Genomic DNA, 10,598 nt, shown 5'->3' on the forward strand with positions numbered 1-10,598 from the left:
GGAGCAAGCCGAACCATGAGGCTGTGCGGAGCAACGTGATCCGGCGGATCAGGCACCGGGCCTGGCAGGGGCTGGTGCTGGCGTCGGCGGCTGTGGCGCTGAGCTCCTGCGGGTGGAAGGGCATCTCCAACGTGCCGATCCCGGGCGGTCCGGGCAGCGGGTCGGGAGCCATGACGATCTACGTCCAGGTGCCCGACACGTTGGCGATCAACGGCAACAGCAAGGTGATGGTGGCCGACGTCTTCGTCGGGTCCATCAAGAAGATCGAGCTGAAGAACTGGGTCGCGACGCTGACGTTGGGGGTCGACAAGGCCGTCAAGCTGCCGAAGAACGCCACGGCCAAGATCGGTCAGACGTCTCTGCTGGGCTCCCAGCACATCGAGTTGGCCTCGCCGCCGAACCCGTCCCCGGAGCTGCTGAAGGACGGCGACACCATCCCACTGAAGAACTCCTCGGCCTTCCCCACCACCGAGCAGACGCTGGCGAGCCTTTCGCTGATCCTGCGCGGCGGCGGCATCCCGAACCTGGAAGTGCTGCAGAACGAGGTCTTCAACATCTTCAACGGGCGGGGAAACCAGATCCGGGCCTTCCTGGGCAAGCTGGACACCTTCACCGATCAGCTCAACCAGCAGCGCGATGACATCACCCATGCAATCGACTCCACCAACCGGCTGCTGGCCTACGTGGCGAACCGGGCCGACGTTCTCGACCGGGTGCTCACCGACTTCCCGCCGCTGCTCAAGCACTTCGCCGACACCAAGCAGCTGCTGATCAACGCCGTCGACTCGGTGGGCCGGCTCAGCCAGGCCGCCGACCAGTACCTGTCGGAGGCGCGGGGGCCGTTGCACACCGACCTGCAGGCTCTGCAGTGCCCGCTTCGGGAACTGGGCCGCGCCTCGCCGTACCTGATCGGCGCGCTGAAGCTGATCCTGACCCAGCCGTTCGACATCGACACGGTGCCGAAGATCTTCCGGGGTGACTACATCAACATTTCGGTGAACCTCGACGTCACGCTGAGCGCCGTCGACAACGCGTTCCTCACCGGCACCGGGTTGTCCGGGTCGCTGCGTGCCATCGAGCAGTCCTACGGCCGCGACCCCGAGTCGATGATCCCCGACGTGCGCTACACCCCGAACCCGAACGACGCGCAGGGTGGGCCGCTGGTGGAAAGGGCGGACCGGAATTGCTGACCCCCTTTGTCCGACGCCAGCTGATCATCTTCGCGATCATGACCGTGGTCTCGATCTCGGTGCTGGGCGTGTACTACCTGCAGATTCCCAGCCTCGTGGGGATCGGCCGGTACACGCTGAAGGCCAATCTGCCGGCCTCCGGTGGCCTGTATCCGACGGCCAACGTGACCTATCGCGGCATCACGATCGGCAGGGTCACAGACGTCGAGCCGACGGAGTGGGGCGCCGAGGCGACGATGAGCATCGACAGCCGCTACAAGATCCCGGTCGACGCCACGGCGAACGTGCACTCGGTGTCGGCGGTCGGTGAGCAGTACCTGGACCTGGAATCGACCGGCAACCCGGGCAAGGACTTCTCCCCCGGGCAGACCATCACCAAAGGCACGGTCCCGTCCGAGATCGGTCCGGCCCTGGACACGGCCAACCGGGGGCTGGCCGCGCTGCCGAAGGACAAGATCAGCGCGCTGCTCGACGAGACGGCGCAGGCCGTCGGGGGGTTGGGTCCCTCCCTGCAGCGGCTGGTCGACGGGACGCAGGCGATCGTCGGTGACTTCAAGATTAACATCACCGATGTCAACGACCTCATCCAGCACTCCGGGCCCATCCTGGACAGCCAGGTCGACTCGAGCAGCGCCATCGAGCGCTGGGCGCGCAACCTCAACAGGCTGGCTGCCCAGACCGCCCAGAACGACCAGCACGTCAGGAGCATCCTGTCCCAGGCCGCGCCGACCGCCGATCAGGTCAACGAGGTGTTCAACGACGTGCGCGACTCGCTGCCGCAGACGTTGGCGAACCTCGAGGTCGTGTTCGACCTGCTCAAGCGCTACCACGCCGGGGTGGAGCAGGTGCTGGTGTTCCTGCCCCAGGGCGCGTCGATCGCACAGACGGTGGCCGCGCCCTTCCCGAACCAGGCCGCGCTCGACCTGGCCTTGTCGATCAACCAGCCGCCGCCGTGTCTGACCGGGTTCATCCCGGCGGCCGAATGGCGGTCCCCGGCCGACACCAGCATCCAGCCGTTGCCGTCGGGCACCTACTGCAAGATCCCGATGGACACCCCGGCCAACGGCGTGCGCGGGTCGCGCAACATCCCGTGCACCGACGTGCCCGGGAAGCGGGCGGCCACGCCGCGGGAATGCCGCGACCCCCGGCCGTACGTCCCGGCGGGCACCAACCCCTGGTACGGCGACCCGAACCAGAACCTGACCTGCCCCGCGCCGGCCGCGCGCTGCGACCAGCCGGTGAAACCGGGCCTGGTGATTCCCGCGCCGTCCATCAACAACGGCATGAACCCCGCCCCGTCCGATCGGGTGGCGGGGACGCCGCCTCCGACCAGTGACCCCTTGTCCCGGCCGGGATCGGGTACCGTGCAGTGCAACGGCCAGCAGCCAAACCCGTGTGTCTACACTCCGGGCGGGCCCCCCGCGGCGATATACAGTCCTCAAAGCGGCGAATTGGTAGGGCCGGACGGGGTCAAATACTCCGTCGAAAACTCGACCAAAACAGGAGACGACGGATGGAAGGAGATGCTGGCGCCGGCCGGCTGAACCCCCCACCCATGCCGACGAATCGTCGTCTGCGTAGGCGCAACCGAACGTTCAAGCCCACCAGTAGTGCGGAGCCCTCGCCCGCGCCCACCGAGGTGACGGCCGAGGATCCGTCAGGATCCGAGGACGGAGCCGACCCGACGGACACCGAGGTGACGGCCGAGGATCCGTCAGGATCCGAGGACGGAGCCGACCCGACGGACACCGAGGTGACGGCCGAGGGCCCATCTGAGTCGGCGGCCGGCGACGCGTCTGAGGCGGAGGCGCCGGCGTCGGGCGGCGGGCGTCGCCCCTCGCGGTTGAGCAGCCGCCGCTGGCTGGCCGGGATCGCCGCGTTGCTCGTGCTGTCGGCCGGCGGAATCGGGGCGGGCGGCTACTTGGCGCTGCGCTACCACCACAAGGCGCAGGCCATCGCCCGCGAGGACGCCGCCGCGCTCAAGGCCGCGGTCGATTGCGTATCGGCGACCCAGGCGCCGGACACCACCGCGATGGCCGCCAGCGAGCGAAAGATAATCGATTGCGGCACAGACGCTTTCCGGTCCCAGGCGCTGCTCTACACCAGCATGATCGTGCAGGCATACCAGGCGGCCAACGTTCACGTTCAGGTCGCCGACGTGCGGGCTGCGGTGGAGCGCAACAACAGTGACGGTTCGATCGATGTGCTCGTCGCGATGCGCGTCAAGGTGGACAGCGATCAGTCCCAGAAGGAAACCGGGTATCGGCTGCGGGTGAAGATGGCGCTCGACGAGGGTCAGTACAAGATATCCAAGCTCGACCAGGTGACCAAGTGACGGCAGTGGTCGAGGACATCCAGACCACGATTCCCGAACCGGCGCCAAAAGCGCTGGCCCCCTGGCGCATTCGCGTGGGCGCGTTCGCGGTGGACGTGCTGCCCGGCGGGGCGGTGGCGACGACGATGGCTCTGGTCGCCTTGGCGCTGCCGCAGCGCGCCGTCTGGTGGTGGGTGTGTGTCGCGATCGGCGGCCTGGCGATCCTGCTGACGCTGCTGAACCGGCTGCTGCTGCCGGCGGTCACCGGGTGGAGCCTGGGCCGCGCCCTCTTCGCGATCACGGTGACGGGGCGCGACGGGACGAGTCCGGCGCCGTGGGCGTTGCTGCTGCGCGACCTGGCCCACCTGCTCGACACGGTCTCGGTGGTGGGCTGGCTCTGGCCGATGTGGGACCCCCGGGGCCGCACCTTCGCCGACCTGCTGTTGCGCACCGAGGCGCAACGCGCCGAACCCCGAGAGCCGATCCCCAACGTCCGGCGGTGGACCGCGGTGGCGGTGCTGACCGCGGCGGCGGTGTGCGTCGCGGGCGCCGCCGTGGGTTATGCCGCGGTCTACTCGCCGGACCGGGCCACCGACCGCACCAGGGCGGACATCTCCACCCAGGGGCCGAAGATCGTCGCGCAGATGCTGACCTATGACCCGAAGTCGTTGGCGGACGACTTCGTGCGCGCCCGGTCGCTGGCCACCGACAAGTACCGCGGCCAGCTGGCTGCCCAGCAGGACATCGTCCAGAAGGGCAACCCGGTCATCAATGAGTACTGGGTCACCGACAGCGCGATCCAATCGGCGGCGCCGGATCGCGCGACGATGCTGATGTTCCTGCAGGGCCGGCGCGGCGCCGCGCCCGAGGAGCGCTACATCAGCGCCACCGTCCGGGTGGCCTTCCTCAAGGGCGGCGACAACCGTTGGCGGGTAGACGATCTCACCGTCCTGACCAAGCCGAAGCCGCCCGCGAACGGGAACGGCAAATGAGCCCACGGCGCAAGTTCGAACCGGGGGAGCAACCGCTGCTCGTCGAGCAGTCGGTGCCCCCGCGACCGTCGCGGATCCTGCCGGTGGTCGGGGCCGCCGCCGCGTCGCTGATGGCGGCGGCGATCACGGTGTCGACGTTGATGCTGATCTCCCACGAATCGCGCGAGGCCGCGGCGTCGAAGGATCGCGAGGTGCTGAGCTACGTCACCGGCTTCATGGAGCAGTTCACTTCCATCGATCCGTTCCACGCCAACGACTACGTCGAGCGGGTGCTGGCCCAGGCGACCGGGGACTTCGCCAAGAAGTACCACGACAACGCCAACTCGATCCTGCTGCAGATCGCGCGCGCCGAACCCGCGACGGGCACGGTTCTGGGTGCCGGCGTCGAACGATGGAACGATGACGGCAGCGTCAACGTGATCGTCGCTACCGCCGTGACCACCAAGTCGGCCGACGAGAAACAGGTTGTGGAGAACACGAATCGGTGGACGGCAACCGCCACGCGGGAAGGGAAGCAGTGGAAGATCAGCAACCTGCAACAGGTGATCTGAAGGTCGCGACGGCCGACGAGGCCGACGACGCGTCCACCGACGAGGGCACACCCACCGACGAGGCCGGAGAAGGTGTGGAGCCGGACTCGGAGGACTCCGCCCCAGGCGTCGACGCTCGAGAGGACGAAGCGCACCGCACCGGACGGCTGGGCGGGAAGCTGCGAGCGATCACCGTCGCGCTGACCGTCGCGCTGTTCGTGGGCGCGGCGGCGTTCGCGGGGGCGACCGTGCAGCCGTATCTGGCCGACCGGGCCACCGCGGCCACCAAGATGAAAGTGGCTCGCACCGCGGCGAATGCGATCACGACGCTGTGGACCTACACGCCGGAGAACATGGACGGCCTGGCCGACCGCGCGGCAACGTATCTCAGCGGCGACTTCGAGGCCCAGTACCGCAAATTCGTCGACGCGATCGTCGCGCCCAACAAACAGGCCAAGGTCACCAACAGCACCGAGGTCACCGGGGCGGCGGTCGAATCGCTGGAGGACCCCAACGCGGTCGTGATCGTCTATACCAACACGTCCTCCACCAGCCCCCTGACCAAGAACATCCCGTCGCTGAAATACCTGTCCTACCGGTTGTTCATGAAACGGACCAACGGCCGCTGGCTGGTCAACCGGATGACGACCATCACCTCGCTGGACCTGACCCCGCACCTGTAAAGCGCTGCCGCCCATGGCCGTAACCTCCCCGGTATCGGAGCGATCGACCGTCGCGGCGCTGTTGCTGCTGACCTTCGCCACCGGCTTGGCCGACGCGCTGAGCATCCTGGTGCTCGGCCACGTGTTCGTGGCCAACATGACCGGCAACGTGATCTTCCTCGGCTTCTGGCTCGCCCCGCGAACCAGCATCGACCTGACCGCCGTGGTGGTGGCGCTGCCCACGTTCGTGTGCACGACGATCGTCAGCGGCCGGGTGTCGCGGCACTTCGGCGACCGGGCGCGCGCCTGGATCACCTCGGTGCTCGCCACGGAAATCGCGCTGCTGCTGGCGCTTTCGGTCCTGGCCGGGATCGGCGCGCTGCACTATCACGACAACAGCAAGCTCGTCATGATCGGCATGCTGGCGGTGACCTTCGGGCTGCAGCACTCCAGCGCCCGCCAGTTCGGCATCCAGGAACTGTCCACCACGGTTCTGACGTCGACGATCGTCAGCCTCGGTCTCGACAGCCGACTGGCCGGCGGCACGGGCGGCCGCCAGAAGCTGCGCGTGGGCGTGGTGGCGACCATGTGTGCCGGCGCCTTCCTCGGCGCGACCATGTCGCGGTTCGTCGTCGCCCCCGTCTTCGCCGTCACCGCGGCGGTGGTGGCGGCCAGCCTGCTGATCTTCCGCTTCGGGGCGACCGGGCCGCCGTCTAGTTGAAGGCCAGCCAGCTGGGCAGCGCCCGCTCGTGGGAGTCGCAGAGCACCTGTCGCGTGTCGCACGATCCGCGCGGGGAGCCGGCGCCGGCCCACATGCCGCCGGTGTCGCGGCGCAGGACGATCGCCGACGACCCGCCGCCGTCCAGCAGCACCGCCGTGTCGCTACCGAGGCCGCGGAACAGGTCCTGCATGTTGTCGGGCGTGTAGTTGCCGCCCTGGAACACATACATCTCGTCGCGTTGGCGCACGTAGGCCAGCGCCGTCCGCGCCGCGCTGGGACCGCCGTCGTGGAGCTGTCCGGTGTTGCCGGGCGCCAGCAGCCCGATCCCGGACACCGCGACGAACCTCTCGTTCTTGTTGAGCAGGTTTTCGACCACCGGAGTCGCGGCGTCGTAATCCTGCTTGCTCTTGGGCCACACGACGTAGGGCGCGCCGCCCGACGGCAGGATCATCGTCGTCAGCGCGCTCCAGCTCTCACCGCCCCCGGAGAGGCCCTGCTTGCCGGGATAGGCGACCGTGCCGGTGACGGCCTGATTGGCGCGGCCCTGGCCGTGGGTGTTGTCGACGAAGGCGCCCAGCGGCGAGGTGCAGCCCGTCTGGCGCCACGACCCGCCCTTCTGCCCGCGCACGTCGAAGAAGTTGGCGTTGATGGCGATGGTCGGCTGGCCCATGCGCTGCCACGCCTGCAGCGGCGTGTAGACCTCCGATGCCTGCCACAGGCCCTCGCCGGTGCGGGCCGCCGGGTTGTTCTCGCACCGGGCCTGGTCCCCCTGGTGGGTGTCGACCAGCAGGTGCGGGGCGAGCCGGCCCGCGGCGTTCTTGATGACCATCAGGTGGCCGCCGTTGTCCATCTCGTACCAGCTGCCCGAGGCGTTGAGCATGGGGGCGGGATGACCCGGCCCGAAGTTGTAAACCAGGTAGGACCCCTTGGTCGTGTTGATGGCGTTGGCCAGCAGGTCGCGCCCGTCCGCGGCGTGCGCGACGGGCTGCCCGGTGACGCCGGCCAGCGCGACGCACGCGACCACGGCAGCGCAACCGGCCACCACCTTGCGCAAGCCGGCGCTTGGGGTCAGCACGATCGCCCTTTCGGACCTGGTAGGGGATGCAGTACAGCAAGCATCAGTCACACAGACCACACTGTCAACTTCTGTAACAGGTGGGTGACGGTTAGGCCGCGCCCGAATTACGTTTCCGCGCTTGAACTTTCGGGTGCGGGTTCGGCTGCCTGGTCGCCCTTGCCCCGCCGGGCCTGGTACTGCGCCTGGTGCTCCGCGGCGATCGCCATGGCGGCCGCCCCCTGGATCCGGTGGAAGCCCTTGCGGTCGTACAGGTGGGTGACGATCCCGCCCAGCAGAACGCCGATCACCAGCCCGACGGCCGTCATGGTCAGCGCCTGGGCCAGGCCGGTACCGGTGCGGCCGCCGAGGTAGACCAGCGACCGCACGCCCAGGAAGACCTGGTGCATGGGCTCGAATTCGGCCAGCCAGCGGAACAACGGCGGCGTGGCCTCCAGCGGCACCGTCGCGCCCGCCGAGGGCAATCCGAGGATCACGAAGATCAGCATGCTCACCAGCAGGCCCATCGAGCCCAGCACCGACAGCACGGACGCCGACGTGATGCCGACCGCGGCGATCGCGAAGACCCCGAACGCCCACAACTGCCAGCCAAGCTCGATGGGCATCCCGAGTCCGTGGGCGATCGCAAGGTACACGGCCGAGGTCAACAGCGCCAGCAGCACCATCATCGCCCACTTGACCAGCAGCGTCTGGAACCGCGAGATGCGGACCTGCTCGGCGAAGCGATACACCGGGCCGAACTCCGCGGGCACGTAGCCCAGGAGCGCGTCGACCAGCGTGCTGACCACGACGCTGCCGGTGAAACCGGCCAGCAACAGCAGCAGGGCGTAGTAGAACGCAGAAAGCCCGTTGCCCGTGCCGTTCGGCAGCGGCTGGTACACGGTCGACTTGATGTCGATGGGGTTGGCCAGCCCGAGCCGCGACACCCCGGTCAGCGGGGCGTTGCCGGTCTGGGCGGCAACCTCGGCCGAAAGCCGTTGGCCCACTCGGCTATTGGCCACCGTCATCGCCTGCGTCAGGGTCTGGCCGGCGATGCTCGAGCCCAACGTGCCGGCGCGCGGGTTGGTGGAGATGGTGACCGCGGGCCGTTCGGCGCGGGTGGGCGCGACGGCGCTTTGCCCGAAGTCGCGCAGGCGCGAGGAGAAGGTCGGCGGTATGACTGCCTGTCCGTACACCTGTGCGGTGTCCATCAGTCGCTGAGCCTCGTCGTGGGACACCACGCGGACGTCGAACTTGTTCTTGTCCAACCCGGCGACGAGGCCGTCGACGATCTGCGCCCCCGTCGGTCCGGCGTCCTCGTTCACCACGGCGATGGGGAAATGCCGCAGGTTGGTCATCGGGTTGACGATGCCGCCGAGGTACAGCGCGCACAGGGCCGACATCAGGGCCAGCGTGATGAGCAGCGGTGCCGCCCAGAACCGCACAGTCCGAATCGCCTTGATGTTCCGGTTGGGATTCGGCGCCGCGTGCCGCGGCTGCGATGGGGACATGCGGGCTCCTGTCTTGTCGTGCCCACTCTATGGGGCGCGTTCTAGTCGCCGAGCTTGGCGTGCATCTCCCAGACCAGCAGCTCCGCCGGCTCGACGGCGGTGACGCGGCGGCCGTCGGCGTCGGTGAACCGGACCGCGTCGCCTTCGCTTACCTCGCCGACCGCTTCGACGCCGACCCGGCCGCGGGCCGCGAAGACGTGCACATACGGCGCGCTCGGCAGGTTCACCGCGTCACCCGGCCGCAGTCGCGCGCAGTGCAGGGCCGCGTCGCGGTTGTGCAGGGCGATGGCGGCGTCGCCGCCGGGCATGCCCGAGGCGATCGTCGTCAGGCCGGCGTGCAGGGCGCCGTCGTCGATCTCGCGCTGTTGGTAACCGGGCGCCATTCCGGTCGCGTCGGGAACCACCCACATCTGCACGAAATGCACGGGCTCCGTGCCGGAGTCGTTCATCTCCGAGTGCAGGATGCCGGTGCCGGCCGACATGCGTTGCGCCAGGCCCGGATAGATGACGCCGCGGTGGCCCGCGGAATCCTCGTGCCGCAGTGCGCCACGCAGCACCCACGTCACGATCTCCATGTCGCGGTGGGCGTGGGTGGCGAAGCCGGCGCCCGGCCGCACCACGTCGTCGTTGTTCACCAGGAGCACGCCGTAATGGGTGTTGTCGGGGTCGTAGTGGTCGCCGAAGGAGAACGAATGCCGGGACTGCAGCCAGGGCGTGGTGGTGACGGCTCTGCCGGCCGCACGCCGGATCTCTGCGAGGGCAGCCATGGGCTCAGCGTAGGTCAGTGAGCAGGCCCTGGGCCCGGCGCAGCGCGTCGTCCAGGCCGGCCAGGGTCAGGCCGGTGGGCCGGCCGAGGTGGATCTCGATCTGGTATTCGGGCTGGCCGCCCGGCCCGAATATCGGCAGCACGACGAATTCGGTTGCGTCCAGCTCCGTTTCGAGCTCGCCGGTGACGGATCGCAACGTGACCATGGTCATCAGCGTGGTGAGCCGGCGGGCCACCTGCGCGGTCGGCTCGAGCGAGGCCAGCACCTCGGCCAGCCGCGCGTGCAGCGATCGGTGGGTGTCGTCGAACCGCCACGCCCCGTAGCCGCGCGCCCGGATGTCGGCCAGCACCCGCTGATGCTCGGCGACTTCGGCGCGGGTCGGCGGTGGCATCACCCGGTGCAGCCACGCCCGGACGGAATCGTGGTCGCGCCAGGCCATCGCGACCAGCCCGAACGGCGGGTCGATGGGGAAGCGCTGCCCGACGGCGTGTTCGCCGTCGGCGCCGTGGCCGACCGTGTCGACGGTGGTCAGGTGCCGGTCGCCGACCTTCGACATCGAGCAGCCGGCGCCCAGCGTTTCGTGCAGGAAGCGCAGCGCGTCGCGGCCGCGGTCCAGCAGCGGAAACTGCGCCCGCAGCCCGTGCACCACCCCGAACAACCCGCTGCCCAGCACGTATCGCCGGTCCGCCCGGCGGGCCACCCAGGCGCGCCGTTCCAGCTCCGCCAGCACCAGCGCGCAGGTGGAGGTGCTGATCCCGCAACGCTTCGCCAACTCGGCTGACGTGCGTCCGTGCGGCGAATCCGCCAGCGCGGCAAGCACATCCATCACGCGGGCGGTCGGCGGCGATTTCGGCGCC

Annotated in this window: 11 protein-coding genes; 7 read left to right on the forward strand and 4 right to left on the reverse strand. The window is 69.1% G+C overall.

Annotated elements, in window-relative coordinates:
- Nucleotides 1–23 precede the first annotated feature (23 nt).
- Genes BN971_RS21570 through BN971_RS21600 form a run of 7 tightly spaced genes read left to right on the forward strand, consistent with a single transcriptional unit; the run spans nt 24 to nt 6,409 of the window.
- Nucleotides 24–1,190, forward strand: a complete 1,167-nt coding sequence (locus tag BN971_RS21570) for a virulence factor Mce family protein (protein ID WP_170322212.1) — start codon at nt 24–26, stop codon at nt 1,188–1,190.
- Entirely contained in the window at nt 1,184–2,734 is a 1,551-nt protein-coding gene (locus BN971_RS21575) for an MCE family protein (protein ID WP_085179533.1), read from the forward strand. The genes BN971_RS21570 and BN971_RS21575 overlap by 7 nt, the downstream gene beginning before the upstream one ends.
- Nucleotides 2,704–3,525, forward strand: coding sequence for an Mce protein (locus BN971_RS21580; RefSeq protein ID WP_090350551.1), 822 nt, complete (start codon nt 2,704–2,706; stop codon nt 3,523–3,525). Before BN971_RS21575 ends, BN971_RS21580 begins: the two co-directional genes overlap by 31 nt.
- Entirely contained in the window at nt 3,522–4,496 is a 975-nt protein-coding gene (locus BN971_RS21585) for an RDD family protein (protein ID WP_085179531.1), read from the forward strand. Before BN971_RS21580 ends, BN971_RS21585 begins: the two co-directional genes overlap by 4 nt.
- Nucleotides 4,493–5,047, forward strand: coding sequence for a mammalian cell entry protein (locus BN971_RS21590; protein WP_085179530.1), 555 nt, complete (start codon nt 4,493–4,495; stop codon nt 5,045–5,047). The genes BN971_RS21585 and BN971_RS21590 overlap by 4 nt, the downstream gene beginning before the upstream one ends.
- Nucleotides 5,014–5,709 carry a hypothetical protein gene (locus BN971_RS21595; RefSeq protein WP_085179529.1) on the forward strand — a complete coding sequence of 232 codons (696 nt, stop codon included), beginning with the start codon at nt 5,014–5,016 and terminating at the stop codon, nt 5,707–5,709. The genes BN971_RS21590 and BN971_RS21595 overlap by 34 nt, the downstream gene beginning before the upstream one ends.
- A gap of 13 nt (nt 5,710–5,722) precedes the next feature.
- Complete coding sequence (locus BN971_RS21600; protein ID WP_085179528.1) at nt 5,723–6,409, forward strand: YoaK family protein; 687 nt, start codon at nt 5,723–5,725, stop codon at nt 6,407–6,409.
- On the opposite strand, the gene BN971_RS21605 is transcribed toward BN971_RS21600, so the two are convergent.
- Genes BN971_RS21605 through BN971_RS21620 form a run of 4 tightly spaced genes read right to left on the reverse strand, consistent with a single transcriptional unit; the run spans nt 6,402 to nt 10,567 of the window.
- Complete coding sequence (locus BN971_RS21605; protein WP_170322213.1) at nt 6,402–7,535, reverse strand: phosphodiester glycosidase family protein; 1,134 nt, start codon at nt 7,533–7,535, stop codon at nt 6,402–6,404. The two genes, BN971_RS21600 and BN971_RS21605, sit on opposite strands and share 8 nt — an antisense overlap.
- A gap of 56 nt (nt 7,536–7,591) precedes the next feature.
- Nucleotides 7,592–8,974 (reverse strand): YhgE/Pip domain-containing protein, encoded by a 1,383-nt coding sequence (locus BN971_RS21610; protein WP_085179526.1) that lies wholly within the window; start codon nt 8,972–8,974, stop codon nt 7,592–7,594.
- A 41-nt stretch (nt 8,975–9,015) separates the two neighbouring features.
- Nucleotides 9,016–9,741 (reverse strand): pirin family protein, encoded by a 726-nt coding sequence (locus BN971_RS21615; protein ID WP_085179525.1) that lies wholly within the window; start codon nt 9,739–9,741, stop codon nt 9,016–9,018.
- A 4-nt stretch (nt 9,742–9,745) separates the two neighbouring features.
- Nucleotides 9,746–10,567, reverse strand: a complete 822-nt coding sequence (locus BN971_RS21620; protein WP_085179832.1) for a MarR family transcriptional regulator — start codon at nt 10,565–10,567, stop codon at nt 9,746–9,748.
- Nucleotides 10,568–10,598 lie beyond the last annotated feature (31 nt).

Source organism: Mycobacterium bohemicum DSM 44277 (assembly GCF_001053185.1).
GTDB classification, from domain to species: Bacteria; Actinomycetota; Actinomycetes; order Mycobacteriales; family Mycobacteriaceae; genus Mycobacterium; species Mycobacterium bohemicum.

Excerpts from the sequence above, each read along its gene's own strand:
- BN971_RS21600 (WP_085179528.1), top strand. The coding sequence starts at position 5,723 with ATGGCCGTAACCTCCCCGGTATCGGAGCGATCGACCGTCGCGGCGCTG.
- BN971_RS21580 (WP_090350551.1), top strand. The coding sequence starts at position 2,704 with ATGGAAGGAGATGCTGGCGCCGGCCGGCTGAACCCCCCACCCATGCCG.
- BN971_RS21615 (WP_085179525.1), bottom strand. The coding sequence starts at position 9,741 with ATGGCTGCCCTCGCAGAGATCCGGCGTGCGGCCGGCAGAGCCGTCACC.
- BN971_RS21590 (WP_085179530.1), top strand. The coding sequence starts at position 4,493 with ATGAGCCCACGGCGCAAGTTCGAACCGGGGGAGCAACCGCTGCTCGTC.
- BN971_RS21620 (WP_085179832.1), bottom strand. The coding sequence starts at position 10,567 with ATGGATGTGCTTGCCGCGCTGGCGGATTCGCCGCACGGACGCACGTCA.
- BN971_RS21610 (WP_085179526.1), bottom strand. The coding sequence starts at position 8,974 with ATGTCCCCATCGCAGCCGCGGCACGCGGCGCCGAATCCCAACCGGAAC.